Annotated in this window: 24 protein-coding genes; 8 read left to right on the top strand and 16 right to left on the bottom strand. The window is 49.8% G+C overall.

Annotation, left to right across the window (positions count from 1 at the left end; genetic code table 11):
- Positions 1 to 5 precede the first annotated feature (5 nt).
- From ftsA to mraZ, 12 genes are read right to left on the bottom strand one after another with little or no spacing between them, the layout of a single operon-like run.
- A complete protein-coding gene (gene ftsA / locus G459_RS0112455; RefSeq protein ID WP_026967956.1) occupies positions 6 to 1,316 on the bottom strand; it encodes a cell division protein FtsA in 1,311 nt (436 codons plus the stop codon).
- Positions 1,317 to 1,326: 10 nt separating this feature from the next.
- Complete coding sequence (locus tag G459_RS0112460) at positions 1,327 to 2,082, bottom strand: cell division protein FtsQ/DivIB (protein WP_026967957.1); 756 nt, start codon at positions 2,080 to 2,082, stop codon at positions 1,327 to 1,329.
- On the bottom strand, positions 2,079 to 3,485 hold the full coding sequence (gene murC, locus G459_RS0112465; protein WP_026967958.1) for a UDP-N-acetylmuramate--L-alanine ligase: 1,407 nt from the start codon (positions 3,483 to 3,485) through the stop codon (positions 2,079 to 2,081). Before murC ends, G459_RS0112460 begins: the two co-directional genes overlap by 4 nt.
- Positions 3,482 to 4,591, bottom strand: a complete 1,110-nt coding sequence (gene murG, locus G459_RS0112470) for an undecaprenyldiphospho-muramoylpentapeptide beta-N-acetylglucosaminyltransferase (protein ID WP_026967959.1) — start codon at positions 4,589 to 4,591, stop codon at positions 3,482 to 3,484. The genes murC and murG overlap by 4 nt, the downstream gene beginning before the upstream one ends.
- Before the next feature lie 11 nt (positions 4,592 to 4,602).
- Positions 4,603 to 5,787: an FtsW/RodA/SpoVE family cell cycle protein gene (locus G459_RS0112475; RefSeq protein ID WP_026967960.1), complete on the bottom strand. Its 1,185-nt coding sequence runs from the start codon at positions 5,785 to 5,787 to the stop codon at positions 4,603 to 4,605.
- Entirely contained in the window at positions 5,784 to 7,139 is a 1,356-nt protein-coding gene (gene murD, locus G459_RS0112480; RefSeq protein WP_026967961.1) for a UDP-N-acetylmuramoyl-L-alanine--D-glutamate ligase, read from the bottom strand. The genes G459_RS0112475 and murD overlap by 4 nt, the downstream gene beginning before the upstream one ends.
- Before the next feature lie 2 nt (positions 7,140 to 7,141).
- On the bottom strand, positions 7,142 to 8,353 hold the full coding sequence (mraY, locus tag G459_RS0112485; RefSeq protein ID WP_026967962.1) for a phospho-N-acetylmuramoyl-pentapeptide-transferase: 1,212 nt from the start codon (positions 8,351 to 8,353) through the stop codon (positions 7,142 to 7,144).
- 1 nt (position 8,354) lies between these two features.
- Positions 8,355 to 9,818 carry a UDP-N-acetylmuramoyl-L-alanyl-D-glutamate--2,6-diaminopimelate ligase gene (locus tag G459_RS0112490; RefSeq protein ID WP_026967963.1) on the bottom strand — a complete coding sequence of 488 codons (1,464 nt, stop codon included), beginning with the start codon at positions 9,816 to 9,818 and terminating at the stop codon, positions 8,355 to 8,357.
- Positions 9,819 to 11,927, bottom strand: coding sequence for a penicillin-binding protein (locus G459_RS0112495; protein WP_026967964.1), 2,109 nt, complete (start codon positions 11,925 to 11,927; stop codon positions 9,819 to 9,821).
- Positions 11,924 to 12,307: an FtsL-like putative cell division protein gene (locus tag G459_RS0112500; RefSeq protein ID WP_026967965.1), complete on the bottom strand. Its 384-nt coding sequence runs from the start codon at positions 12,305 to 12,307 to the stop codon at positions 11,924 to 11,926. Before G459_RS0112500 ends, G459_RS0112495 begins: the two co-directional genes overlap by 4 nt.
- Positions 12,304 to 13,215 (bottom strand): 16S rRNA (cytosine(1402)-N(4))-methyltransferase RsmH, encoded by a 912-nt coding sequence (rsmH, locus tag G459_RS0112505; RefSeq protein ID WP_026967966.1) that lies wholly within the window; start codon positions 13,213 to 13,215, stop codon positions 12,304 to 12,306. The genes G459_RS0112500 and rsmH overlap by 4 nt, the downstream gene beginning before the upstream one ends.
- Before the next feature lie 4 nt (positions 13,216 to 13,219).
- On the bottom strand, positions 13,220 to 13,654 hold the full coding sequence (gene mraZ, locus G459_RS0112510) for a division/cell wall cluster transcriptional repressor MraZ (RefSeq protein ID WP_026967967.1): 435 nt from the start codon (positions 13,652 to 13,654) through the stop codon (positions 13,220 to 13,222).
- A gap of 499 nt (positions 13,655 to 14,153) precedes the next feature.
- Between mraZ and G459_RS0112515 the strand changes: the two genes are divergently transcribed.
- Complete coding sequence (locus G459_RS0112515) at positions 14,154 to 15,353, top strand: porin (protein WP_026967968.1); 1,200 nt, start codon at positions 14,154 to 14,156, stop codon at positions 15,351 to 15,353.
- Between the two features lie 68 nt (positions 15,354 to 15,421).
- Here the strand turns inward: G459_RS0112515 and G459_RS0112520 are convergent, their stop codons facing one another.
- Positions 15,422 to 17,521 carry a M56 family metallopeptidase gene (locus tag G459_RS0112520; protein ID WP_026967969.1) on the bottom strand — a complete coding sequence of 700 codons (2,100 nt, stop codon included), beginning with the start codon at positions 17,519 to 17,521 and terminating at the stop codon, positions 15,422 to 15,424.
- Complete coding sequence (locus tag G459_RS0112525; protein ID WP_026967970.1) at positions 17,518 to 17,892, bottom strand: BlaI/MecI/CopY family transcriptional regulator; 375 nt, start codon at positions 17,890 to 17,892, stop codon at positions 17,518 to 17,520. The genes G459_RS0112520 and G459_RS0112525 overlap by 4 nt, the downstream gene beginning before the upstream one ends.
- A 375-nt stretch (positions 17,893 to 18,267) precedes the next feature.
- Here G459_RS0112525 and G459_RS0112530 point away from each other — a divergent pair, with 375 nt between their 5' ends.
- From G459_RS0112530 to G459_RS29855, 6 genes are all read left to right on the top strand, one after another.
- On the top strand, positions 18,268 to 19,377 hold the full coding sequence (locus G459_RS0112530; protein WP_026967971.1) for an alkene reductase: 1,110 nt from the start codon (positions 18,268 to 18,270) through the stop codon (positions 19,375 to 19,377).
- 52 nt (positions 19,378 to 19,429) lie between these two features.
- Entirely contained in the window at positions 19,430 to 20,185 is a 756-nt protein-coding gene (locus G459_RS0112535) for an NRDE family protein (RefSeq protein ID WP_026967972.1), read from the top strand.
- 2 nt (positions 20,186 to 20,187) lie between these two features.
- A complete protein-coding gene (locus G459_RS0112540; protein ID WP_026967973.1) occupies positions 20,188 to 21,156 on the top strand; it encodes a YpdA family putative bacillithiol disulfide reductase in 969 nt (322 codons plus the stop codon).
- Between the two features lie 67 nt (positions 21,157 to 21,223).
- Positions 21,224 to 21,694 carry an MbcA/ParS/Xre antitoxin family protein gene (locus G459_RS27365; protein WP_051315194.1) on the top strand — a complete coding sequence of 157 codons (471 nt, stop codon included), beginning with the start codon at positions 21,224 to 21,226 and terminating at the stop codon, positions 21,692 to 21,694.
- Positions 21,695 to 21,697: 3 nt separating this feature from the next.
- The gene (locus G459_RS0112550) at positions 21,698 to 22,156 is read left to right on the top strand and encodes an RES family NAD+ phosphorylase (RefSeq protein WP_026967974.1); all 459 of its coding nucleotides are present in this window, start codon (positions 21,698 to 21,700) and stop codon (positions 22,154 to 22,156) included.
- Between the two features lie 50 nt (positions 22,157 to 22,206).
- The gene (locus G459_RS29855) at positions 22,207 to 22,350 is read left to right on the top strand and encodes a hypothetical protein (protein WP_157373326.1); all 144 of its coding nucleotides are present in this window, start codon (positions 22,207 to 22,209) and stop codon (positions 22,348 to 22,350) included.
- A gap of 309 nt (positions 22,351 to 22,659) precedes the next feature.
- Here G459_RS29855 and guaB read toward each other — a convergent pair whose 3' ends face one another.
- Positions 22,660 to 24,138 (bottom strand): IMP dehydrogenase, encoded by a 1,479-nt coding sequence (gene guaB, locus G459_RS0112565; protein ID WP_026967976.1) that lies wholly within the window; start codon positions 24,136 to 24,138, stop codon positions 22,660 to 22,662.
- A gap of 242 nt (positions 24,139 to 24,380) precedes the next feature.
- A complete protein-coding gene (locus tag G459_RS0112575; RefSeq protein WP_026967977.1) occupies positions 24,381 to 25,574 on the bottom strand; it encodes an RsmB/NOP family class I SAM-dependent RNA methyltransferase in 1,194 nt (397 codons plus the stop codon).
- A 109-nt stretch (positions 25,575 to 25,683) separates the two neighbouring features.
- Here G459_RS0112575 and prmC point away from each other — a divergent pair, with 109 nt between their 5' ends.
- Positions 25,684 to 26,523 (top strand): peptide chain release factor N(5)-glutamine methyltransferase, encoded by an 840-nt coding sequence (gene prmC / locus G459_RS0112580; protein ID WP_035455818.1) that lies wholly within the window; start codon positions 25,684 to 25,686, stop codon positions 26,521 to 26,523.
- Positions 26,524 to 26,550 lie beyond the last annotated feature (27 nt).

Consider the following 26,550-nt stretch of genomic DNA (forward strand, 5'->3'; position numbering starts at 1 on the left):
AGTAATTAATATTCTTCGCCGATATCGTCTGAGATAATAGTCTTCAGACGCTCGGTAATGCTTTTAAAGAAATTGGTGGCGATCGCTTCGCGCTTGACCATGATCTTGGGGATGGGTGCTCCTGCGTTGGCTACCCGTCTCCGGTATTTTTCCTCCCGGTCATCCAAGGCTTTGAACCCTGCCAGCACCAGGCCGACTGAGGTCGCATACATTGGACTCTTCACATCCTCGATCACCGACTTGCCCAAGTGCTCGTTGGGATAGCCGATCCGGGTGTCGAGACCGGTCATGTATTCGAATAGTTGCGAGATGCACTGCAGCTGAGACCCTCCGCCAGTTAGGACGATGCCTCCGGCGAGCTTCTTGTAGTAGCCGCTCTGCATGATCTCGTTTTGGACGATCTCGATGATTTCGTCCATCCTTGCCTGGATGATTGCAGCAAGGTTTCGGATGGAGATTTCCTTGGGAGGTCTATTTCTCAAACCCGGGATCGACACGATCTCATTGGGATTGGCTTCTTCTGCGATTGCCTTTCCAAATCTCGTTTTGAGCGTCTCCGCCTGGTTTTGCATCAGCATGCAGCCCTCCTTGATGTCGGAGGTGATGATGTTTCCTCCCAAGGGGATCACCGCGGTATGGCGGATGATGTTTTCGTAGAAGATCGCGATGTCAGTCGTGCCACCCCCGATGTCCACCAGGCAGACTCCGGCTTCTTTTTCCTCATCGCTGAGGACGGAAAGCGAACTTGCCAAAGGCTCCAGTATCAGCTGCTTGGATTCCAGATTTGCCTTTCTGACGCACTTGTTGATGTTGTGAATCGCAGTAGTCTGTGCAGTGATGATGTGAAAGTCAGCCTCCAGTCTGGTGCCTGCCATTCCCACCGGATCCTTGATACCGCCTTCGTAGTCCACCGTGTAGTCCTGTGGCATCACGTGAATAATGCTATTGCCGGGAGGTACCACGATGTTGTGCATATCAGACGAAAGGCGTCTGACGTCTTCGACCGTGATCTCTTCCTCGGTAGGGGCCCGCATGATGCTGCCATGCATGATCTTGCTCTGGATATGCTGCCCCGCAATTCCCACGATCACATCTCCGATATCCACTTCGGCCATGTTAGCACAGTCTTCTACAGCTTTTTGGATAGCATGGACGGTCTTCTCGATATTGGTGACGATCCCACGGTCTACACCGTCAGAGACGGCCTTGCCCATGCCCATCACTTCGAGTTTTCCAAACTCGTTTTTGCGGCCGATGATCGCACAGATTTTGGTGGTACCAATATCCAGACCTACAATAAGATTGTCGTTTTCCATACCCAAGCTATTATTCACAAACAATTTGATTCTTAAATTTCACGCTGATCCGCTCGTAAGCATTCCAGCCTTTTCTCGGTAAAATCTCTTTATACAGCACTTCGATCCGTCTGAATTTGCTCTCGATATCCGACGCATCTCCAAACTCGATCACCTGCTTACCAACCTGCTGATGCAGCCGGATGTCGTCTTTTTTATTTACCTCCAACTCGGTCACCTGAGCGCTCCAAAACTCGTCCTTGGTCACAAAGCGGATCAGCGGCATCAGTTCCGGCATGGAGTCCACGCTTCCCTGATCCATGAGCTGCTCGGCATACTCTCCCTCCAGGATCAGTACCCGGCTCGTGTAAGTCGGAGAGGTCGGAATGATCAATCCTTCCGTGGTGATGTATCCATCCGCTCCCATCGGTCTGGCGATTCGGGCTATCGGCTCGTGCTGGTGGATCTTCACTTTCAAAATCCCCTTGTGCCCGATCGATGCCTGCACAGACTTGATAAAAGGATGTCCGGCAAGCCGTGTTTCAACCGCTGACAGCGGAATCTCTGTCACCGGAAATCCAGCTTTCAACTCTGGAAAAGCAGCGCCGATGATCTCACCAATCTCCTTTTCCTCCACGAAATAAACCCCACTCACAGCCTCCAAATCAATCTCCAATCCATCGTAGGTTTTCAGTTGAGCTTGTTTTTCCACAAACCCGATAAACCCAACCAGGACCAGGCAAAGGGTCAGGAATCCAAGTATCTTCTTCAGTCTAGCCTTCCTCATACCGCCTCTGGTTTAGCATTAGAATTCATCCAGGCGGCGATGCCCGGCACCAACCGGTCGATATCTCCCGCGCCCATCGTCACGAGGACTTCGGGTTGGGATTCCTTCAGGTAGTCCATTACCTGCGCTTTGTTGATTAAAGTCTTTTTCCCGGTTTTTATCCCGTCCAAAAGCATCTCTGATGTCACTCCCGGAATCGGCAACTCTCGGGCAGGATAGATATCCAGCAAGATCACCTCGTCCGCCAACGAAAGGCTTTCGGAAAATCCGGCTGCAAAATCCCGCGTCCGCGTGAACAGATGCGGCTGGAACACCACCGTCAGTCGCTGCGTCGGATACATCGCACGCACCGAGCTGAGACAAGCCTTGATCTCTTCCGGATGGTGGGCATAGTCATCGATATAGACATGACCCGGCGCCGAGGAGTGAATTTCAAACCGGCGTTTTACACCGCGGAAGGATTTGACTCCCGCTCTGATCTGCTCCTCTGTTGCACCATGATCGACCGCAATCGCGATGGCGGCTAGGGCATTTTCCACGTTGTGGAATCCCGGAATATGAAGCTCCAGGCCTTTGATCTGCACTTTGGCGCCGATGTAGTCGAAGAGGAAAATCCCCGGCTTCGCAATAATATTCTCGGCATGAATCCCGGAAGATCTCAGCCCATATTCTCTGATTCCAGCGTTGATGCCTAGATTTTCTCCCAAGCGATACCATGCGTGGGATTGGATATAGAGCTTTCCCTTCTTGTCCAAAAGCTTGATAAAGTCCCTAAAACCATTCAGGATCGTAGCCTCGTCGCCATAGATGTCCAAATGATCCGGATCTGAGCTGGTGACTACAGCTTCATTTGGGAAAAGCCGCAGAAAAGAGCGGTCAAACTCATCCGCTTCCACCACAACCAGGGTCGGCTCTTTGGATTTGCCCGGCAAGATCAGGTTGCTGTTGTAGTTCTGGGTGATTCCTCCCAAGAATGCTGCAACAGGTTTTCCGGCAGATTTCAACAAATGGGCAACCAGTGATGAAGTGCTCGTCTTGCCATGTGTGCCTGCTACGGCGATGGTATAAAACTCTTTGGTGATCATGCCGAGCACCTCGGAGCGTTTCTTCATTTGATAGTGTGCCTCAAAGAAATTGAGCAACACGCTGTCTTTTGGAATTGCAGGCGTCCACACCACCAACACCTCATCCGGATCGGTAGTGAATTCAAAAGGAACGTCGGCGGCAGAGTCGACAAAGCTGATCAGCATGCCTTCTTTCTCCAGCTCCTCCGTCAAAGGCGAAGGGGTCTTGTCGTATCCCGCAACAGGATAGCCTTCATGTCGAAACCACCGCGCCAAGGCACTCATGCCAATGCCGCCGATTCCGAGGAAGTAGACCTTATTTATACCTTTGAATGTCATTTGACTAATTTTTCCAGTTCGTTTACGATAGCGTTGGCCGCATCCGGCTTCGCCAAATCCTTCATATTTTTTCCCAATGCATCCGCCAATTCAGGAGTTTGCATCAGTTCTTCGATCTTACTTTTCAATTGACCAACCGCCTCGGTATCCTTCAGCAGCAAGGCCGCACGATGGTTCACATACGCCATGGCGTTTTTGGTCTGATGATCTTCGGCCACATTGGGGGATGGAATGAAGATCACCGGCTTACCCACCAGGCTGAGTTCCGATACCGACAGCGCACCGGCCCGCGACACGATCACGTCGGCAGCAGCATAAGCCAAGTCCATCTCGCGGATGAATTCCCTCAGATGAATGTGCTTCAGGCCAGACTCCTCAAGCTGGGCTTGCATGTCTTTGAAGTAAAACTTGCCACTCTGCCACAGCACCTGAAAGCCATCCGCGTCCAGCTTCTTCATATCCTTCAGTACCGCTTGATTGAGCGTCCTTGCTCCCAAAGACCCTCCCAAAACAAGGATTGTCTTGCGCTCTGGGGTCAATCCAAAATGCTCAATCGCCTTTTCCTGCTTTCCGGACAAGTCGAGGATGTCTTTTCTCACCGGGTTGCCGGTGATTCGGATTTTTCCCGCAGGAAAAAACTTCTCCATCTCAGGATAGGCGACGCAGATTGTGTTGGCTTTTTTCGCCAAAAGCTTATTTGTAAGACCAGCGTAAGAGTTTTGCTCCTGCACCAGCGTAGGTATTCCTTTTTTTTGCGCAGCATAGAGCACCGGCCCGCTCGCATATCCTCCGACGCCGACCACGGCATCCGGACGAAAATTCTTCACGATCCCAGAGGCAATCCTCAGACTTTTCAGAAGTTTGAAAGGAAAGCTCAGGTTGTCCAAAGTCAAGCTGCGCTGCAATCCAGCGACCGGCAGACCTTTGATCTGATACCCGGCTTCCGGTACTTTTTGCATCTCCATCTTTCCCAGAGCACCCACAAACAGAATCTCGCTGGCAGGATGTTTTTCCTTCCAGGCATTGGCAATGGCGATGGCGGGATAGATGTGTCCGCCGGTGCCTCCACCGCTGATGAGAATTCGATATGTTGCTGCTGTGTTGATAGCTTTTGGGTTTATGCTGTTCTCAATCTGTTACTAGCTCTGACTTCTTCCGCGGCCGAGGCACTAACTTCATCGGAATGATCGCCGCGGCTTACGCTGAGGATAATGCCCAGCGCAGTGCCGGTGAAGACCAAAGACGTCCCGCCCATGCTCAAGAGCGGAAGCGGCAAACCTGTAATCGGCCCCAATCCCACGGCGACGGCCATATTGACCAAGGCCTGGATCACCAGGGCAAAACTCAGCCCTGCGGAAAGTAATCCTCCGAAGGCTTTATTGGAATTGGCCACGATGCGCATGCCCCGATAGAGCAAGGCCAGGTATAGGAATAGCACAGTGGCTCCGCCGACCATGCCGTATTCCTCAATGATGATCGCGTAGATAAAATCCGAATACGGGTGTGGCAGGGAATTTCGCTGCTCACTGTTGCCGGGACCTTTCCCGGAGATCCCCCCGGTGGCGATGGCGATGTATGACTGCTCCGCCTGAAAAGGAATCTTGCTGTCATCCTCTTTCGACTCCCAGAAGGCCTCGATCCGTGACCAGAAGGTGTCTCCTCTTTGTCCGGTAAAGACCGCAATCGTCAGCCCCATCACCCCTACCATGACCACCAGCCCCAGGTATTTCACCGGCACTCGGCCGATAAACATGATCAGCAAGCAGGTGACCAAAAGCAAGATCGCAGTGGACATATTTGCCATCCCGATCAGACCGCAGATCACGCCGATCGCCAGGATGATCGGGAGAAAAGTGCCCGTAAAGTCCTTGATGTTGCTTTGGCCCTTGGCGAGCATTGCTGCCAGTGCGGCGATCAACGAAAGCTTCGCCAGATCCGAAGGCTGAAAGGCCTGATTGATCACCGGAATGGTCAGCCAGCGATTGGCATCGTTGATATTAGACCCGAATAAATAAGTAAACACCAACAGTGGAATCGACAAATACATGAAGAGACGTGCATAGAGCGCATACTTCCTGTACGGCATCTTATGTGCTAGCCACATCACAAAAAGTGAGAGGAATACCAGAAACGAATGACGGAACAGGTACAATTCAGTATTGCCGCCTGCAGTCTTATATGCCAGTGTCCCTGTGGCCGAGTACACGACCAGGATACTGAACAAAGACAGCAAGATCACGATCGCCCAGATGATGGGATCGCCCTTAAACTGCTCGTCTATCCATGCCTTTAGCGCTGTCATGCCTGTTGTTTTTCTTTTAATCCCAATACCGCGGCTCTAAATTGCTCCCCGCGGTCTTCATAATTCTTAAATAAATCGAAACTGGCGCAGGCGGGTGATAGCAACACCACTTCTCCGCTTTCTGCCAATTCCTGCCCCCAGCTTACCGCCTCGCGGATGTCCTGGGTTTCTCTGATTTCTCCGATGATGCCCGCGAAAGCTTTCTTCAGCTTCTCATTTTCTGTTCCCAGACAGATCAGGGTTTTCACCTTGCCGTTTTCGACCAAGTGAGTTACCACCGAATAGTCGTTTCCCTTGTCCACGCCGCCTGCGATCCAGATCATCGGATCGGCAAAGCTTCCCAGCGCGTAATAAGTCGCTTCGACATTGGTCCCTTTGCTGTCATTGACAAAGCGAACTCCGCCCACCTCGCGGATCAACTCCATGCGGTGAGGAGCGTTTTTGAAAGTTTTAAACCCAGCGATCAGCTGCTCTTCGGTCAAACCGGCCAAGACTGCCGCCGTACCCGCGCAAAGCGCATTCAGAACGTTATGCTTCCCGCTGATCGAAAGCACTGAAACAGGAATGGCAACCGAAGTGCCTCCTGCGGAGATCTCAAGTATTTCGCCATCGCTGAAGCCGCCTTTCTCTTGATTCTTCGAAAGAGAAATCCAGTGGATATCGGCATTTGGCCGATTCAGTTCCAATCCTTTCTCGGTCAATGGATCTTCGAGATTGAGAATCGCTTTCTCCTGAGCCGTCATGTTTTTGAACAGACTCATCTTCGAAAGGATGTAGTTTTCCAACTTGTAGGCGTACCGGTCCAGATGATCCGGAGTGATATTGGTCAAGATTGCAACCGTCGGCTTAAATGCCCGAAACCCGTCAATCTGAAAACTCGATACCTCGATGACCCACCAGTCATGATCTCTATCGACCAATTGACCAGCCCAGCTCTTGCCTACATTTCCCGCCAGCCCGACATCGAGTCCCGCTTCTTTCAGCAGATGGTAAGTGAGCAGCGTGGTGGTAGTTTTGCCGTTGGTTCCGGAGATCGCGATGACCTTCCCTTTGCTAAACCGATAGGCAAATTCCAGTTCGTCGATGACAGGAATACCCGCTTCCACGGCCTTTTTCACCAAAGGAGCTTTGTCAGGAATTCCCGGGCTCTTGATGATCAGATCACAGGACAGGATTATGGTGTCATCGTGTCCGCCTTCTTCAAAGTCGATCCCGAATACTTCCAGGGTGTGCTTTCGCTCCTCTGAGATCAGACCCAAATCAGATACCCAAACCCCATAGCCTTCCCGTCTTGCGAGCATTGCTGCTCCCAATCCGCTTTCTCCGGCTCCTAGGATGGCTATCTGGTTCATTTCTATCTCAGTTTCAAAGTGGCCAAAGTGATCACTGCCAAGAGGATTCCGACGATCCAAAACCGGGTTACGATCTTGGCTTCGGGAATTCCCTTTTTCTGATAATGGTGGTGAAGGGGAGACATCAGGAAGATCCTTCTGCCCTCTCCGTATTTCTTTCTGGTGTATTTGAAGTAGCTCACCTGGAGCATCACACTTACATTTTCGACCAGGAAAATCCCGCACATAATCGGGATCAGGAGCTCTTTGCGCAGCGTCAAAGCCAAAACCGCAATGACACCACCGAGCATGAGTGAGCCCGTGTCGCCCATGAATACCTGCGCCGGGTAGGCGTTGTACCAGAGGAAACCGATACATGCCCCGATAAAGGCTGAGGCAAAGATCACCAGCTCACCAGAGTTGGGGATGTACATGATGTTCAGGTATTGGGAGAAGATCGCGTTACCACTCAGGTAGGCAAAAATGGCAATCGCCAAACCGATGATCGCCGAAGTCCCTGCCGCCAGCCCGTCGATTCCGTCTGTGATGTTTGCGCCGTTGGACACCGCTGTGATGATGAAGATCGCCACCAGGATGTACATGACGGGAACCATAGATTCTCCGAAGAATCCAAGGACCTTCCCATAGTCCAGCTCGTTGTTTTTGACGAAAGGAATGGTCGTCTTCAGCGCTTTCACATCCTGGAAAGAGGGCGTCTCTACCACGCCTTCCTCGATAGAGACCGGAGTCGAAAACTCCCGAATCACGACGTCATCGTTGTAGTAAAGTGTCGAACCGACGATGATTCCGATGCCGATCTGACCGATGATCTTGAATCTGCCAGCCAGCCCTTCTTTGTTTTTTCTGAAAACCTTGATGTAATCATCCAAGAAGCCGATCAATCCCAGCCAGACCGTGGAGATGAGCAAGAGGATGATGTAGATATTATTCAGATTGGCAAAAAGGAGCGTCGGAATCAGGATCGCAGCGATCATCATCAGGCCGCCCATGGTCGGTGTGCCTTTCTTCTGCGTCTGTCCATCCAATCCCAAATCACGGACCGTCTCGCCGATCTGCTTTCCGCGGATCCAGGCGATGATGTTTTGTCCGAAAGTGATGGTAATGATCAACGAAAACACGGCTGCCATCCCCGCACGGAACGAGATGTAGCGGAACACACCCGTTCCCGGGATGTCCAGCACTCGATCTAAGTAGTCAAAAATGGGATACAGCATATCAGTGGTTAGTCATTTGTTCTAAGATCTCCGTCACTACTTCGGCGTCATCAAAGTGGTGTTTTACCCCTTTGACTTCCTGGTAGTCTTCATGTCCTTTACCCGCGATCAGAATGATGTCTCCCTTTTGGCAAAGCATCACGGCAGTCTTGATTGCCTCACGCCGGTCTTCGATGGTCAGCGTCTTTCTCATTTCCGTAGGACCAATTCCAGCCTGCATGTCCCGCAGGATGTCCATTGGCTCTTCGAATCGCGGATTGTCTGAGGTGAAGATGGCTTTCGTGCTTTCGCTCACGGCGAGCTTGGCCATGACAGGACGCTTGGTCTTGTCGCGATTTCCGCCGCAACCCACGACCGTGATCAGCTGCTCGGCTCCGGTACGGACACCGTTGATGGTTTTGAGGACATTATCCAGCGCATCCGGTGTGTGGGCATAGTCCACGATGGCGATGATCCCGCCAATGGCGATCCGGTCAAATCTTCCCTTTGCCCCACGAATACCGGAAAGTGTGCGAAGCACTTCGTCCTCGTCCTCTCCGAGCAGCACCGCCACACCAAGAACTCCGAGGAGATTGTAGGCATTGAAGGCGCCGATCATCCGAAACCAGATCAATTTATTGTTGATCTCCAGCTCGAGGCCTTCCAGTGTATTTGAAATGATTTTGCCTTTGAAATCCGCAGATGACTTCAAGGCAAAAGTCTGATGGATTCCCTTGCAATTTTGCACCATCACCGAACCCCGCTTGTCGTCTCCGTTGATCAGCGCGAAAGCATCCTTCGGAAGCTCATCAAAGAGTTTCTTCTTCGCTTTGATGTACTCGTCAAACGTCCCGTGATAGTCGAGATGATCGTGTGTGATATTGGTAAAGACAGCTCCAGCCAGCTTCAATCCGGCGATTCGCTCCTGTACAATCGCATGGGAGCTCGCCTCCATGAAACAATGCGTACAGCCTGCCTCCACCATCCTGCTGAGCAAAGCCTGAACGCTCACCGCATCCGGAGTGGTATGGGTAGCCGGGATGACTTCCTCGTTGATCTTGTTTTCCACCGTAGAAAGCAATCCTGTGCTGTAACCCATCGCTACAAACAGCTGGTGGAGCAAGGTGACGGTGGTCGTTTTGCCATTGGTGCCAGTGACGGCGACAACTTTGATCTGCTCCGAGGGATTGTCGTAGAAATTGGAAGCCATGATCCCGAGCGCCTTGGCAGAGCTTGCTACCTGCACGTAGGTGATCGTCGGGATCAGCGACTCTGGGAGTTTTTCGCAGATGATGACCGAAGCGCCCTTGTCGATGGCAGTAGAGATATACTCATGTCCATCCACCTGAGTCCCGGCCACAGCGACGAAAGCGCTGCCCGATTCGACTTTTCTACTGTCAAAGACAATACCGCTCACGGCCCGCTCCATGTCTCCCATGGTCGAGGTCAGCGATACTTTATATAAGATGTCCTTGAGCACTTTCATTTATCCTAAAATCAGATTTATCGTTGCATTTGATCCCAGCTTGGAGCCTGGAGCGAGCGATTGCCCGACCACCCGGCCTTTGCCTTTGTAGTTTACTTTCAAGCCTTTATTCTCCAGGATGAAAAGCGCATCACGCAGCGGCATCCCCGCTACATCGGGCACCACGGGCTTTTCTGTGTCGTTCAGTTTCATTGCGAATTTCTCCGCAATCTTCGCCGGCATCACCCAGTCTTCGCCTGTAGGGCCGGCTACCTTGATTCCCAGTGTCTCAAAGATTCCCTGCAGCTCCTCGCTTTTACCCGCGCTGATGTAGGGCATCTTGTTGGTTTCGTCTTCCGCACGGAAGATCTTAGATTGATCCACCGGATTCAGTTCCATGTCCAGGGCGTAGATGCGGTCCGCGATTTCCTTGAACACAGGAGCGGAAACATCTCCCCCATACGCAGCAAAGCCATTTGGGCTGTCGATCACGACGATCATGCTATACTTCGGACGATCGGCCGGGAAGTAGCCGGCAAAACTGGTGTAGTACGTCTCGGTATATCGGCCGTTGACAATCTTCTGAGCGGTGCCGGTCTTGCCGGCAATGCTGTAGTTTTCGTTTAAAATATTTCGGGCGGTTCCTCGGGTCACGACGCCCTCCAGCAATTCCTGAAGTTGCTTTATGGTCTTTTCGGAAGCGATCTGACTACGCAAAACCTGCGGCTCGAATGTCTCCACCTGTGTATTTCCCCGTCCTACTGCCGTGACAAAGATCGGCTTCATCATTACCCCGTCGTTTGCGACTGCGTTGTAGAAGGCAAGCGTGTGAATCGGATTCAGCTTCGATTCATAGCCGATGGAAATCCATGGAAGTGAGGTCCCGTACCAGGTTTTTGTTCCCGGTTTTTTGAAAAACGGCTTCCCTTCGCCCGCCAACTGAAGATCAAACGGCTCGGCAAATCCCACCTTGTCCATGTAAGCCATAAACTTGGATGGGCTGGAGCCAAAGTGCAGATCGACGAGCTTGGAGATGGCTACGTTCGAGGATTTCTCAAAAGCTTCCCGGATAGTGATCGTTCCAAAACCGCCGTTTTTGGCATCGTACATCGTCTGATTGTAGAATCGATGGGCGCCATTACCGGTCTCGATCTTCTCATTTAAGCTGATCTTGTTCTCTTCCAGCAGTGCCAGCATGGAGAGCAGCTTGAAAGTTGAGCCGGGCTCGGTACTTCCAATGTCTCCCACCGCATAGTTGTAGCTTTCGGAGTAGCCTATGCCGCTTTTGTTACGCTGCAGGTTGGACATTGCCTTGATGTGGCCAGTCTTTACCTCCATCACGATGACGGAGCCGAACGCTGCTTCTCGATCGGTCAATTGTCTTCTCAGCGCGGTCTCTGCGACATCCTGGATGTTCACATCCAAGGTTGTAAACACGTCGTAGCCGTTGTCCGGCTTGATGTCTTCAGCGTCAAAAACCGGCTTCCAGCTTCCGCCTGCCAGTCTTTGAAAAAGGGCCTTTCCGTCTTTTCCTTTCAGATAATTGTTGAAGCTGTATTCGATCCCGGCCCCCTGATCTTTTTCGTTTACGGTACCGACTGTGCGGCTCGCCAGCGAATTGAAGGGGCGGTAGCGCTTTTCAACTTTCTCGAAGATGATTCCCCCACCCAATCGACCTTCGCGGAAGATGGGCCAGGAAGTCATCTTTTGCATATCCTGATAGCCGATCTGCTGTCTGTTCAGCACGAGGTAGCGCTTCTTGTCGCCTCGGGCGTCTTGGATCATCCGCTTGTATGCGGTCGCTGACTTGTCTTTGTAAAATGCAGAAAGCTTTCTGGCAAGTGAGTCAATGCCCGACTTGAACTTGGCGTCCTTGGCCATGGTCGGATCTATCGCCACGCGGTAAAAAGGCAAGCTGGTCGCCAGTAGGCTACCGTCCGTCGCATAGATATTTCCGCGTGTAGCTGGGACTTCGCGGAATTGAAAGTTTACCTGCTCCGCTTTTGCGCGCCATTTCTCTCCTTCCTTCAGCTGCACCACAGCGACCTTGTAAGGGATCGCGCAGGCAACCAAAGCAACCAGGATGAAGACCACCCTTACACGGAGCACTATGGAGCGTTTTATATTCACTTTTCTACCTCGATTTTGATCGGCGGTTGATTCAATTCATAGATGTCGAGCTTTGCAACTCGCTTAGCCACTTCTGACTGCATGCTGCTTTGCATGTATTCTGCCTCCAGGGTGGTGACGTCCGCACGGAGATCCTCCACTTCCTGTTGGGCTTTTTCGATCTTGCGGGTCATGTTTTCCGTCCGGTGATTGCTGTAGATGTAGATCAATGCCAGCAATACCAAAAACCCAACGGGAGGAACCAGCTGCACCGGCACCCCTTCCCCCAAGATTCCTTTCACATCAAGCTTCTCTTCTATCCAGGTAAAAAGCGTCTTCCCCGGTCCGCTCTTGGGAGCGTTTCCGGCCTTTAGCTTTTTCTTGAAGGTGTTCTGACTCATTTTCCTGTTTTTTCTGCGATCCTCAACTTTGCACTTCTTGCTCTCGGATTGGCCGCAACCTCAGCCTCATCGGCTACGATTGCCCCTCTCGATATCGGCTCCAAAGGCCTGATCAGGTTTCCGTAGAAATCCTTTTCGACTTCGCCTTGAAACTTGCCTTTGGCGATCAGATTTTTCACGAGCCGATCCTCCAGGCTGTGATAGCTCATCACAACGAGCCTTCCTCCCGGCTTCAGTAGGTCCACGGCGCTAAGGAGCATTTCCTCCAGTGCACCCATCTCATCGTTTACTTCGATCCGCAGAGCCTGAAAGACCTGCGCGTAATACTTGAAGTCCTTGCCCCGAGGAGCGTAATTTTTCAGAAAAGCCGTGAAGCCTTCGGTCGTTTCAAACGGCCTGTTCCCCCGCTCAGAGACGATGGCCTGAGCGAGCGTCTTGGCATTTTTCACTTCTCCATACATCCCCAGAATCTTATGGAGAGCTCCCTCATCATAGGTATTCAGCACTTCTTTGGCGCTGGTCTCAGCGGATTGATTCATCCGCATATCCAGATTGCCGCTGAATCGAGTGGAAAAACCTCTACCCGGCTCATCGATCTGGTGAGATGAAATCCCCAAATCCGCCAAAATTCCGTCGACCTGCTTGACCCCGTGTAGCCTGAGATAGCGCTTGATATCCCTGAAATTGGCCTGCACGATCGTGAAGCGGTCATCCTGAGGGACATTTGCCAACGCGTCTTCATCCTGATCAAAGCCGTAGAGATGCCCCTTATCCAGATGCTTCAAAATCTCTCTGGAATGTCCCCCGCCCCCGAACGTCACATCGACGTAGGTTCCGTTGGGATTGATAGCCAAAGCTTCAGTGCATTGGGCGAGCATCACTGGGATATGGTACACAGACTCAGTCATAGCTTCAGGAGAGATACTTTTCCATCAGGCTGGACAAGTCCGCCGGATCTACAATAATGTTCTTGAGGTAGGTGTCAGGATTCCAGAGTTCAATTCTAGTCCCCATGCCCACGACCACCACATCCTTTTCCAAACTGGCATAGGTTTGGTAAAGCTTCGGAATCAACAATCTCCCAGTGCTGTCCAAGTCCACCTCCACGATGGAATTGAAAAAAGAGCGCTGGAGCATCCGCTGCTCAGGATTGTTGATGTTCAGGGATTTGATCTGACTCTCGAGCTTCTTGTACTCTACCATCGGATACAGTGCCAAGCACTTGTCCTCTGCCATCCGAAGCATCAAAGTCGTCCCGTTAGCCTCCGGAATTGCCCCCTTGATCTTGGAGGGCAAAACCAGACGCCCTTTGGGATCTAGCTTTACTTCGTACTGACTGTTGAACATGATTTGGACTCGATTAAATAGAGTTTACCGTAAAGACAAAAGTAAGAAAATGGATTTCACTTTCTCCCACTTTCTCCCACTTTTTCCCACTTTGAATTAAAAGTAGCCAAAAGATTGGTCCATCCCAATAGTTTTGGGAAAATTTCCAATAAAGTTTTATTGAGTTTCAGGAGGTTATCTTTTGGGCTGTGGAAGACAATAAACTTGAAAAACGAACCGTTGAGGCAGGTTTTGACTCCACCGAAGGTGGCGTCGTCGAGTGATGTCTAACAAAATAAAACCGTCGTACGTCGACTAGATTTTACTGATTATGCCGTTCGTACGAGAGTGGGCAAACGTGGGCTGCGCTTTTAATGCAAAAGGTTACAAAGCGTTAGATTTGTCAGGCAGGCGTTTCATATAAACTCACCCAAAACAACCTTCAACTCCATTGCAATAGGACATTCGCAGAATGAATCTTGCTTTTTTTTATCTTTAGAAAACCGTTTTGCTCCTACTGATGCCCAAACATTTTTTCGCTTTCGCCTTTTTAGTATCAATCATTTCCCTTCCCGCCTTTAGTCAGGAAAGTCAAGATTCTGTCATCCGGCAAGCAAACATTCGGCATTCCTCTAAGGGGTTCGAATTCAGCACGTCTGATGGCAATTTCTTACTTCAATTTGCAAGTCGGCTACAATTCAGATTTGCCAGCCCTTCGGATCAAAACCCAGTAACCTTCGACGATTTCGACGATCAAAATCAGCGGCTTTTTAAGATCAACCGAGCCCGTCTCAAGATCGGCGGCCACGCATACCGCCCCTGGTTGAAATACTACTTCGAATACGAACTCAGTCAGAGCAACTTGCTTGATTTCAGAGTGATGGTGGAAAAATGGCCTTTCTTGAACTTCAAATTTGGGCAGTGGAAGGTAGAGTTTACACGTGAGCGGTTCATCAGTTCCGGCGAGCAGCAGCTGGTCGAACGCTCCCTGATCAACAGGGCCTTTACGCTCGACAGGCAGCAGGGGATGACCATCTACGGAAATCTGGACGGGGGTGGCATTGCCAATTTCGACTATTGGGTGGCGATGCTCACAGGGACAGGGCGAGGAGCTAGTAGCAACGATGACTCTAAGCTGATGTATTTCGGACGGCTCCAATGGAATCTTCTTGGAAGACCCGTTCCTTTTGAGGGCGGGGACATGGAGATTTCGGAGCTTCCCGCCGCTCTGTTGGCATTCGCCGCTGTGACCAACACCAGCCCTTACACACGATTCTCACAAGCGGGAGGAGGCTATCTGGAAGGATTTGAGGACGGACTTCCGGGGCAATATACCGTCAATCAGTTTCAAGTGGAAACCGCATTCGACTTCAAAGGCTTCTCCTACGCTTCCGAATTTCATAAAAAATATATTCTAAACAATCAGACCAACCTCACCACTGATCTTGGAGGTTACTATATCCAAGCCGGATATTTCGTCCATCAAGCGCTGGAATTTTGGCCGGAAAAACTGGAAATCGCTACGCGTTTTGCTCAATACAGACCCGACCTGAGTATCCCCGAAAATCGTCAATCAGAGCTTGCCTTGGCGTTCAATTATTTCTTTGCTGGGCATAAAAACAAACTCACGGCGGAGTTAACACGCTTTTTGTTCCAAGACAACACCCTATCCCAAAGTGACGAGACTCGAATACGAGTCCAATATGACATTTCTTTTTGACGTCCGTCTAAGGCACAAAAAAACCTGTCCATCTGGACAGGTCTTTCTGATGCATCAACACACAATTATTAGTTATTGTCTTTCTTGAGTTCTTCTTTAAGCAACTTTTGGAATTCATCCATTTTGATCTGGTGTTCCTTTTGCCACGCTTCCATCTTTCGCTCGAACTCCTCCATCTTCGGTTTTTGAGCCGTCTCCCACTCTTTCATCTGTAGCTCAAATTCCTTCATCTTGGGTCCTTGGGCAGCTTCCCATTCCTTCATCTTCTGCTCAAACTCCTCCATCTTAGGCCCATTTGCAGCCTGCCACTCTTGCATTTTAGCTTCAAATTCCTCCATCTTAGGGCCGTTAGCAGCCTGCCATTCCTCCATTCTAGCTTCAAACTCTTTCATCTTTGGGCCATTTGCAGCCTGCCATTCTTCCATTTTAGCTTCAAACTCCTTGAGTTTCGGCTCAAAATCCTTTTCGAATTTTGCCTCCCATTCTGCTGAATTTTTCTCCCATTCCTTGGCAGCTTCTTCGGCTTTTTTAGCCCATTCTTTGGCGCTGGCATCCATCTTCTTTGCCCACTTTTCCTTTTCTTCCTTGCTCATTTTCGTCGTGTCAAAAGAGAAATTGAAGGGAGCCAAGTTCTGGTCAAATTCAAAATCAAAGTCCATATCCATCGCAGGCATGACGGGCATTACGAAGTCCATTGCAGGCATCGGAAATGTAGTCATGTCCATCGGAGCCATAGGGGACATAGGCGCCATCACCGGCATGGTCATGGCAAAATCAAACGCAGGCATGGGTGCCAGGGCAAAGTCGGCCGGGAAAACAGGAGCCATTGGCATATCCAGTTTCGGCATATTTTCATAGTCAAACGCCTGAAGATTATCCAACGCAGCCTTAGCCTTCGGAGAGAGCTTGACCGTATCACCTCCCGAGATCAAGAGATCTCCCTGGATTCGATAGGTCTCTCCTTCATCGTTGGTGAACACCATCGTGTGGTTGCCATCGGCAGAAGAGGGCGCTTTTGGCTCTGATTGCTTGGATTTTTTGATGGTGTCCTGGGCTGCGAAAGCTGAAAATGCAGGCTCAACTCCAACGACAGACGTTTTAGAGTTAACCGGACCTGTGTGGTTTGGGGCGTCTTGCTGGGCACTTGCCATCAGGCCGACGCTGAGGAATAGAGTAAGTAGCATGGGGATAGAGATAATAGGGGTTTGTGGATAGTTTTGGGATGGATAGCCGAGTATCCTTTTGATTCGTTGTAGCGTTGGATTCCGGTTTTTTCCGGCTGCCAAGGCCAGTTCGGGGGGATTTTGCTTCGCAAAATGGAGTACCTCAGCAAGGCTGGTTGCGAGTGTTTTGGGTTCAATGCCTGCTTTCATCACGAGATCGTCAGCGGCATTTTCCCTCAATTCTTTGACTGTTGTATTCATCCACCAGTAGCAAGGATGAAAGAAGAAAAGAACTTCCAGACCGGAAAGGAGCAGGTTAACGAGGTAGTCGTTCCGCTTCACATGCGCCAGTTCGTGAGCAATGATCGCTTCGAGCTGTGCCGGCGAAAGCTGAAAAAGCAATCCGGCCGGGAAAAGGATGACGGGTTTCAAAGTACCAAATGTCAGGGGAGAAGCTCCAAACGTACTCACCCGGAGTTGCACCTCTCCATCGATCCCCATCTTGCCCGCCAAGCGGTAAAGAACTTTTTGCAGCTGGAAATCAGTAACCGGGCTGGATGATTTGCGAAGACTCCGAATCTCAGACAGACTGTTCACCAATCGGAACAAAAACAGGAGCGCTCCCAAAAACCAGAAGTTGACCAACAAGGGGATATTTTGCTCAATCCAAAAACTCGCCCGGTCGATACCGGATTCGATCCCAACTTCAGCTTGGAGAAGGGAAGGGTTGGCCAGAATACGCTGGAGATCCGCGCTAGAAACCATCGGCACGGAAGATCCTGCTGGCTGATATTCATAGATAAAAGTACCAACAGACACAGCCAGAGAAAGCGTCAGAGCACCTACAGCCATGCCGTACTTGACGGCAGGCCGTGCGCGGTGCAGCACCTTCATCACCACCCAAAGCAAGGAGGCGATCAAAACCAGCTGCCAAAGCGAATGGACCAAGGTCCAGCCCAGCGCCTGAAGTAAATTATCGGGGATCCAGTCGATTAAAATTTTCATTTCGGCTTGTTTTCAAGTTGGTCTAAAAATGCTCTGATTTCATCTATTTCATCCTTCGAGGGATTTTCCTGACCCAAGGCCTGCATGACCAAGGTTTTGGAAGAACCTCCAAAGGCGGTACTCATCAAGTTTTTCAAAAGGGAATTTTGGGTGTCCTTTTGATTGGTGGCAGGTCGATAGATATGGGATCTGTTTTCTTCATCCCGGAGCACCATCCCCTTAGCATGCATGATCTGCATGATCTTCAGGGTGGTCGTGTAGCCAGTCTCCTTGGTCTCCGCGAGACGCTCATGAATCTGCCGCACACTCGCCTCTTTCATTTCCCATAAAAGGGCCAAAATTTCCAATTCTGCTTCTGTTGGCTTGCTCATGTCAGTACTTACGATATCTTTCGTACCAAAGTTATACGAAGTCAATCGTAATTTCAAAATAAGTACGACAATTATCGTATTAAAATTTGTTAAGTGCTGGTTTTGTGAGCAATAGGAATTCTGCTGGCAGGATTTTGACTCTATCGTCTTAATCAACACACCACTCCCGTCGCATGGATCTGAAAAATAAGAACCGAAAAGTCTGCTCCGGCTGGCGTTGATTGTCTTTAAAATGACTGCCGATAGCACCATTATTCAAAAGAAGTCGGACTAGAACCGCAGGCAGAAAGTCATGTGATCAAATATTTTCATAGCAAGCCGAACCATCTACACTTTCAATTAGTTGTATATACACGTAAATCTAAACCAACAAGTATGGACACTAGTCAACCACTTTTACAACCTATCACAGTCGGCAGTCTGAATCTAAAAAACAGAGTTTGGATGGCTCCAATGACCAGAAGTAGAGCAGCCAATCCTGAAAACAAAGTCTTTGAACTCCATGAAGAATATTACAGGCAACGGGCATCAGCTGGGCTGATCATCTCCGAAGGATCCCAAGTTTCCCCTCAGGCAGTTGGGTACATCAACACGCCGGGCATCTATTCCGCGGCTCAGACCGAAGCATGGAAAGGGGTGGCCAAGGCAGTTCACGAAGCCGACGGGCACATCTTTATCCAGCTCTGGCACGTGGGGCGCATGTCTCATCCGGATTTTCACGGCGGTGAACTACCAGTGTCAGCTTCTGCTACCAATCCGAATTCAAAATCGTTTACACCAAACGGATTCAAGGACACTGTTACTGCGAGAGCAATGACTTTGGAAGAAATCAAGCAGACCATTGAGGACTTTAAAAACGCTGCAAAAAACGCGGTGGAAGCCGGTTTCGACGGTGTGGAAATCCACTCTTCCAATGGCTATTTGTTCCACCAGTTTTTCAATACTTCTTCCAATCACCGAACAGATGAATACGGTGGGAGCATGGAAAACAGAGCTCGCTTACTTTTCGAAGTCATTGATGCCATCAAAGAAGTAATGCCCGAAAACCGAATCGGTTTACGTCTCAATCCGTCGCTTCATGGCGTGTTTGGGATGACTTTGGACAAAGACACGATTCCGACCTTTGATTACATCATCAACAGATTAAATGACTACGACCTGGCGTATTTGCATCTATCGGAGCCATTCACTGATGTAAGCGAGGTTCCTTTTGCGGAGCAAAATATCGCCAAACGATATCGACCGATCTACAAAGGAACCTTGGTAATCAATAGCGCTTTTGACCAAAAAAGCGGCAATGAAGTGATTGAAGCCGGATTGGCAGACGCAGTTGCTTTCGGCAAACCGTTTATCTCAAATCCGGACTTACCGGAGCGAATCGCTGAAAATGCGGACTGGGCCGAGTGGGATCAAAACACCTTCTACACGCCGGGAGAAAAGGGCTACACAGATTATAAGCGTCTCGAGGAGGCGAAAGTTGGTTAATTCACCCAAAAAGGGCTGTCCAGAAGACAGCCCTTTTCTATACCTTTAAATCATGTGTCTCGTTGCATTTTCCTGGCAAGTCTATCCAGACTATCCACTTCTGATTTCCGCTAACCGCGATGAGTTTTTTGACCGTCCGACCGCCCCGCTGCACCAATGGGAAAGCGGCATCTATGCAGGCAAAGATCTGCGTGGCGGAGGGACTTGGATGGGCTTTCACCCAAGTGGGAAATGGTCTCTGCTGACTAATTACCGGGATTTTCACCGAACTCATCCAGGAGAGATCAGCCGCGGAAAGCTCGTTCAGAATTACCTAGAAGGATCTATTGGCCCTGAGGCTTATCTTGAATCGGTCCACCAAGACCAGCATCGATACGACGGATTCAATCTGCTGGTCTCTGATGGGCAGAAGCTGTTCTACCTCAGCAACTACGGTGAAGGGATTCAGGAAATCCAGCCGGGAATCCACGGACTGAGCAACGGACTGATCAATGATCCCTGGCCAAAAGTCGAGCTGGCAAAAAGCCAACTTGCCGAATTGATCTCGTCAGAGACCACCAATGACACCCTTCTCTCGATCTTAAAATCACCCCTCACATATCCCGCTGAAACACTCCCTGCCACGGGCGTTCCGGAGCCGATGGAGATCTCGCTCTCAGCGCAACTGATCCGAATGCCTCCGAGCTATGGAACTGTTTCGGCCACATCTGTTTTAACAAACAAGAGCGGATGGACTCAGGTCAGAGAGCGAAGCTTCGACTGGGATCTTGAGAACCATCGCGACATTTCTTTCAGCTTTCAAACCTAACCATGGAAAAAACATACGATCTCATCATCATCGGAGGAGGGCCGATTGGCCTAGCCTGCGGGATTGAAGCGGGAAAGGCCGGATTGGACTACCTCATCTTGGAAAAAGGAGCACTGACCAATTCGATCTACAACTACCCGGTCAACATGACTTTCTTTTCGACCTCGGATCGGCTGGAGATGGCTGACATTCCCTTCATGTCAGTTGGCGTCAAACCTACCAGAACTGAGGCGTTGGAGTATTACCGCCGGGTTTACTTTCACTACAAGCTAAAAGTCAACCTCTATGAGGGAGTGGAGACTTTAAAAAAGGTCGGTGATCTTTTTGAAATCATAACCTCCAAGGCGGATTACAATAGCAAAAACATCGTACTAGCCACCGGCTTCTATGACCTCCCAAATCTGATGAATGTGCCGGGAGAAGACCTTCCTAAGGTCCTGCATTATTATAAAGAGCCGTGGCCATTTATCAATCAAAAAGTGTTGGTAGTCGGAGGCGCGAATTCCGCTGTGGACGCGGCGCTGGAATGCTGGAGAAAAGGAGCCGAGGTGAGCATGGTCCTGCTGGGCGACGAGGTCGATGAGAATGTCAAATATTGGGTCAGACCCGACATCATGAACCGAATCAAAGAAGGTTCGATCCGGGCTTTTACCCATTCCAAGGTGAAAGAGATCCGGGAAAGAGACGTGGTGATAGCCACACCCGAGGGCGACACAATCCTTGAAAACGATTGGGTACTGGCCATGACCGGGTACAAACCGAATTTTTCATTGCTGGACCAACTGGGTGTCGAGCTTAGCCTGGACGATAAGAGGCAGCCCTGCTACGACCAGGCCAATCAAGAATCCAACGTGCCGGGAGTGTATCTCGCCGGAGTCGTGTGCGGAGGATTGAATACCCGAGAATTTTTCATCGAAAACAGCATCGTCCACGCGATATCCATCGTCAACGATATTCTAAATAAAAAATAATACTCTCAATTGAGATAATTGTTTGTTTTATTTGAGAAAATAAGTAACTTAAGGGAAAGATAAAGCTATGGGACAGACTTGGAAGATCAATCTACCCGGATCAGCTTCCATGGATTTGGAGACTGGGTTACGGCCCTATCATTTCTTCACTTCGCAGGTGATGCAGGTTCAGGAGCCGAGAGAGCCGTACGGCGACGTAGTCTTGGATTTTCAGGAGACGGGCGAATTCTTCGATTTTCTTGATTTCACCACTCATGACATTGCAGAGGTGATGGAGATCGACCCGAGTACGCTATTCCGCTGGAAAAAAGAAGACCGAAAGCTCAGCAAAGCGCTCACCAAAAACCTCTTGGAGATGGATCAGATTATCGCAAAAGGCATTCGAATATTCGGCTCAGCCGACTTACTTTCTCAATGGCTTCAGACCCCCAATCTTGCCTTGAATGGTCAAAAGCCCGCCACATTGCTTAAGAATCCCTATCAGATCGTCGTCGTGGATCAGGCCTTGGAAGCGATCTCTTGGGGCAACATCCTCTGATTGATGGATTATTTTCGTCTTTTTGAGTCACTACCTGGCAGAACTGGGTTAAGCTATGGGATGGGTTTTGGTCGCTGGAATGAATTTGGAACGCCAATGATATACGCCTGCTCCGCCAGTTCGCTGAATTTCCTCGAATTGCTCAGCATCAAGGGACCCGTGGTCACTCAGAGCGTGTGGAAACTGGCGGTGCTGTCAATCGAAGAATCCGTGCCTGAACTCGACACTGGTTTTCTGCCAATCGACTGGAAAAACCGACCGTACCCGCGCTCCACTCAGGAATTTGGCACCATGTGGGCAAAAGGAATGATCTCACCGGTCTTGAAGATACCCTCCTGCCGCATTCCATTGAAAAGCTATCCAAAAGAACACAACCTTTTGATCAATCCGCTTCACAAAGACTTCAACAATTGGGTGAAGATCAAAGAAGAATGGGACGTGAGTTTTGAAGTGAATCAGTGAAACCAGGGGGAAGGCATGAGACGGGAGACTGAAGATACATTTTTCACAATATGAAAAATAGAGAAGTCCAGCTTCTGGAGAAGCAGGACAACGCCGGAGAACACAACCTCCTGATCAATCCGCTCCACAAAGACTTTAACCATTGGGTGAAGATTAAAGAAGAATGGGATGTGAGTTTTGAGGTTAATCAGTGAAACCAGAGGGAAGGCAGGAGACGGGAGATCGAAGATGCATTTTTCACAATATGAAAATAGAGAAGTCCAGCTTCTGGAGAAGCAGGACAACGCCAAAATGTGGGGCAATTCTTATAAAAGTCTTTCTGTACTAATAAAGAATAAACTTATCTACAAATTTCACAATGTGAAAAATAGAGAAGTCCAGCATCTGGAGAAGCAGGACAACGCCGGACATCCAAAAAAATAGTATTCAAGAACTCCCCAAGGGATCTCAAACCCTTGGGGAGTAATAACACAAAAAAACCGGCCTGGGCCGGTTTTTATTTTTTATGATTTCAAGCTATAGTTAGGAGCTTCCCGAGTGACGCTAACGTCGTGCGGGTGGGATTCTTTCACGCCAGCCGCGGTGATCTTCACGAATTTTCCGTCGTTTTGAAGGTCTTCGATGGTCTTGGTGCCGCAGTAGCCCATTCCAGCTTGAAGACCGCCGACCAATTGGTAGAGCACCTCAGATACAAGCCCTTTATACGGAACGCGTCCCACAATTCCTTCTGGAACCAGCTTTTTGATGTTATCTTCCGCATCTTGGAAGTATCGGTCTTTGGAGCCGGATTCCATCGCCTCCAGGGAACCCATGCCACGGTACGATTTGAATTTTCTTCCTTCGAAGATGATCATCTCTCCAGGAGCCTCTTCTGTTCCGGCGAGAAGTGAACCGACCATGATGGAGCTTCCGCCCGCAGCTATTGCTTTGACCAAGTCTCCGGAATAGCGGATTCCGCCATCGGCTATCACCGGAACTCCGGTGCCTTTCAATGCTTCAGCGCATTCGAAAACAGCCGAAAGCTGGGGTACGCCCACCCCGGCGATGATACGCGTGGTACAGATGGAACCGGGACCAACTCCAACTTTGACCGCATCGGCACCTGCTTCTGCCAAAGCCACAGCGGCTTCCGGCGTCGCGATGTTTCCGACGATCACCTCAAGATCAGGAAACGCCGCTTTGATTCTTTTGCAAGTATCGATTACGCCTTTGGAATGTCCATGGGCAGTATCGATCGATACCACATCGACGCCTGCATTTTTCAACGCTTCGACTCTTTCTTCGATGTCTGCTGTCACGCCGACAGCCGCTCCCACTCTGAGACGACCGTATTCGTCTTTACAGGCGTTGGGTTTGTCTCTTCTTTTCAGAATATCCTTGTAGGTAATTAGTCCTGTCAGCTTCATTTCGTCATCGACGATTGGAAGCTTCTCGATTTTGTATTCTTGGAGGATTTCCTCGGCTTGCTCCAGTGATATCCCTGACTTGGCTGTGATCAGGTTGTCTTTGGTCATGATATCACGGATCAGGCGATTCTGATCTTTGATAAATCGAAGGTCCCGGTTGGTTATGATGCCTTTCAGCACTTTGTCTCCGTCTACCACGGGAATACCTCCGATATGATACTCTCTCATGATCGTCTCTGCATCACGCACCTTGGAGTCGATGTGAAGGGTGATCGGATCGAGGATCATGCCAGCCTGCGAACGCTTCACTTTGCGAACCTGCGCAGCCTGCTTGTCGATGGACATATTTTTATGGATAAATCCAAGGCCACCTTCCAAGGCAATGGCAATTGCCAGTTCTGCCTCGGTGACTGTATCCATTGCAGCGGACACGAGCGGAATGTTCAATCTGATTTTTTTGGTGAGCTGGGTGGAAGTGTTGGTCTCGCGTGGGAGCACTTCAGAATAACCCGGGACAAGAAGCACGTCATCGTAGGTGAGGGCTTCGTAAAGGAACTTCGAGGAGTTTCGATTCATGGCAAATATTGGTTGTAGGTAACCCTATTTGCCCGTCAAAGTTACAAACAAAAACCTATGCCATGCCAGCGAAAAACAAAAATAAATGTGGAAACGACCGTTTCCTGATCTTGTTTTTAGAATATGTTTTGGAACAATTGGCCCAAAAACAACAAATCAGTCCGAAACCCTTGACCGAAATACTCGTTCGGGGCGGGGCTTAAGACTGATTTTCTATAATTTTAAAGAGGTTCTGATTTGAATCAGTTGGCCTTTTTCATCATTCGGGCAATATAAAACCCGTCAAATCCATTTTCCTGAGCCAGGACTTTTTGGTCTTCGATCAGTTCAAAATCTTTGCCCGCTTCGCTTTCCAGAAACTTCTGAACCTGAAGTTCATTTTCCGAAGGCAAGATGCTGCAGGTCGCATAGACCAATTGGCCGCCCGGCTTGAGCATGGACGGATAGCTCTGCAGGATTTCCTGCTGAGTTTGGCGGACTTTCTCAATGGATTCCAGGCTTAGCTTCCACTTGGTGTCCGGATTTCTCCTCAATACACCAAGTCCTGAGCAAGGCACGTCCAGCAACAACCGATCAGCAGATTCTTTCAGGCGCTTGATCGTCTTGGTGCCTTCGATGGTCTTTGGCTCAATGATGGAAACCCCATCCCTCCTTGCCCGAAGTTTGGCCTGCTGCAGCTTCCAATCCTCCACGTCCAGGCAAAGGATTTTCCCTTTGTTCTCCATCAAGGCCGCCAAATGCAGGGATTTCCCTCCGGCGCCTGCACACGCATCGATCACGCGCATACCCGGCTCGACCGCCAACGCTGCTGCAACCAACTGTGAACTGGCATCCTGAACTTCGAAAAGTCCTTCTTTGAATGCCGGGTGGCGAAATACATTTTGTCTTTCTTCCAAGATCAAGGCGTCAGGATACCCTTTGACGATATAGGTATCGATGCCATCCGCCAGCAATTGGTTTTTGAGCTTTTCCCGGGTAGTTTTTAACGTATTTACGCGAAGGACAACCTCTGCTTCCTCGTTGAGGGCGTGAATCTCGGCCTCCCATTTTTCGCCCAATTCTGCTGAGCCAAGCTTTTGCAACCACTCCGGAATGGACTCCAAAAGTGCCGGATCGGTGATCGATTCGTATTTGCCTTTGAGTTTATCGGGATTGATGCGGGCAAATTCTTCCCACTCGGGCAGATCATTTCCCTGCATCAGCCAGTACGTACCAAAAAGATCCCAATACTCCTTCGATGGGCTCAGGTAGTTAATCAGTCTCCACCATCGCACCATTTCATAGGTAGTTTCGGCAATGAATGAGCGGTCACGAGCACCCCATTTTGGATTGGATTTGAGCGTGCGCTCGATTACTTTGTCGGCATACTGCCCTTCTTCAAATATGGCCGCAAGCGCGGTATGGACTCCGCGGATGGTATTGTTATGTAGCTTCATGGGGGAAAATATTGGGTACAAAGGTAATTGGATTTGTCGAGGAAAAGCTCCTATGTCGTCTGTGCCTTAAAATCCTCCCTAATTTCAGCTCGCCTGATTACCTTTGGACATGCCGATTACCTTTCAACAATTAATCAAAAACTGGTCCGCTCAACTGACCCAATACGAGGTAGCAGAAGCCGAAAACTTGGTCTATTGGCTGCTGGAACATCATCTGGGGATGAAACGAGTGGATGTGATGCTTTCGGTGGAAGAGGAAAAACTATCACCTGACTTGCTTGCTGATTTCGAACGGCTGAAAACAGGAGAACCCATCCAGTACATCCTGGGTTACGGGCCCTTTTACGGCAGGGAGTTCATGGTCAGTCCGGACACGCTAATCCCCCGCAACGAAACGGAGGAATTGGTGCATCTGATCATCAAAGAAAATCCGATGCCTGGACTGAAAATCATGGACATCGGCACCGGCACCGGATGCATCCCCATCACGCTGGCGCTGGACATGAAGGTTCCTGAAGTCTATGGGCTCGACATCTCTGAAGCTGCTCTTCAGATCGCCAAACGAAACGCCGAACGGCTGTTTGCCAACGTCAAATTTGAACATTGCGACATTTTACTCCAGACTCCTTCCATCAGCGATTTGGATATCTTGGTCTCCAATCCTCCGTATGTGCCTGAGTCGGACAAAGAACAAATGCATGAGAATGTCCTGGCACATGAGCCTTGGATCGCGCTGTTTGTACGGGATGAGGATCCGCTCCTCTTCTATCGCGTGATTGGAGAGAAAGGCAAACAAATGCTCCGGCCTGGAGGAAAAATCTACTTCGAAATCTACGAGGGATATGCCAAAGAAGTCGCCGAATTATTGACAGATATCGGTTATGAATCGGTGAAAATCCATCAGGATTTGAATGGAAAAGACCGGATGATCTCCGCAAAACTTACCTGACGCTGGTGTAAAAAGGTTGGGAGTCTA

It is taken from the genome of Algoriphagus terrigena DSM 22685 (genome assembly GCF_000429445.1).
GTDB classification, from domain to species: Bacteria; Bacteroidota; Bacteroidia; order Cytophagales; family Cyclobacteriaceae; genus Algoriphagus; species Algoriphagus terrigena.

Coding starts and splice junctions, on each gene's coding strand:
- ftsA (WP_026967956.1), bottom strand. CDS start 1,316: ATGGAAAACGACAATCTTATTGTAGGTCTGGATATTGGTACCACCAAA.
- G459_RS0112460 (WP_026967957.1), bottom strand. CDS start 2,082: ATGAGGAAGGCTAGACTGAAGAAGATACTTGGATTCCTGACCCTTTGC.
- murC (WP_026967958.1), bottom strand. CDS start 3,485: ATGACATTCAAAGGTATAAATAAGGTCTACTTCCTCGGAATCGGCGGC.
- G459_RS0112475 (WP_026967960.1), bottom strand. CDS start 5,787: ATGACAGCGCTAAAGGCATGGATAGACGAGCAGTTTAAGGGCGATCCC.
- murD (WP_026967961.1), bottom strand. CDS start 7,139: ATGAACCAGATAGCCATCCTAGGAGCCGGAGAAAGCGGATTGGGAGCA.
- mraY (WP_026967962.1), bottom strand. CDS start 8,353: ATGCTGTATCCCATTTTTGACTACTTAGATCGAGTGCTGGACATCCCG.
- G459_RS0112490 (WP_026967963.1), bottom strand. CDS start 9,818: ATGAAAGTGCTCAAGGACATCTTATATAAAGTATCGCTGACCTCGACC.
- G459_RS0112500 (WP_026967965.1), bottom strand. CDS start 12,307: ATGAGTCAGAACACCTTCAAGAAAAAGCTAAAGGCCGGAAACGCTCCC.
- rsmH (WP_026967966.1), bottom strand. CDS start 13,215: ATGACTGAGTCTGTGTACCATATCCCAGTGATGCTCGCCCAATGCACT.
- mraZ (WP_026967967.1), bottom strand. CDS start 13,654: ATGTTCAACAGTCAGTACGAAGTAAAGCTAGATCCCAAAGGGCGTCTG.
- G459_RS0112515 (WP_026967968.1), top strand. CDS start 14,154: ATGCCCAAACATTTTTTCGCTTTCGCCTTTTTAGTATCAATCATTTCC.
- G459_RS0112520 (WP_026967969.1), bottom strand. CDS start 17,521: ATGAAAATTTTAATCGACTGGATCCCCGATAATTTACTTCAGGCGCTG.
- G459_RS0112525 (WP_026967970.1), bottom strand. CDS start 17,892: ATGAGCAAGCCAACAGAAGCAGAATTGGAAATTTTGGCCCTTTTATGG.
- G459_RS0112530 (WP_026967971.1), top strand. CDS start 18,268: ATGGACACTAGTCAACCACTTTTACAACCTATCACAGTCGGCAGTCTG.
- G459_RS0112535 (WP_026967972.1), top strand. CDS start 19,430: ATGTGTCTCGTTGCATTTTCCTGGCAAGTCTATCCAGACTATCCACTT.
- G459_RS0112540 (WP_026967973.1), top strand. CDS start 20,188: ATGGAAAAAACATACGATCTCATCATCATCGGAGGAGGGCCGATTGGC.
- G459_RS27365 (WP_051315194.1), top strand. CDS start 21,224: ATGGGACAGACTTGGAAGATCAATCTACCCGGATCAGCTTCCATGGAT.
- G459_RS0112550 (WP_026967974.1), top strand. CDS start 21,698: ATGGATTATTTTCGTCTTTTTGAGTCACTACCTGGCAGAACTGGGTTA.
- G459_RS29855 (WP_157373326.1), top strand. CDS start 22,207: ATGAAAAATAGAGAAGTCCAGCTTCTGGAGAAGCAGGACAACGCCGGA.
- guaB (WP_026967976.1), bottom strand. CDS start 24,138: ATGAATCGAAACTCCTCGAAGTTCCTTTACGAAGCCCTCACCTACGAT.
- G459_RS0112575 (WP_026967977.1), bottom strand. CDS start 25,574: ATGAAGCTACATAACAATACCATCCGCGGAGTCCATACCGCGCTTGCG.
- prmC (WP_035455818.1), top strand. CDS start 25,684: ATGCCGATTACCTTTCAACAATTAATCAAAAACTGGTCCGCTCAACTG.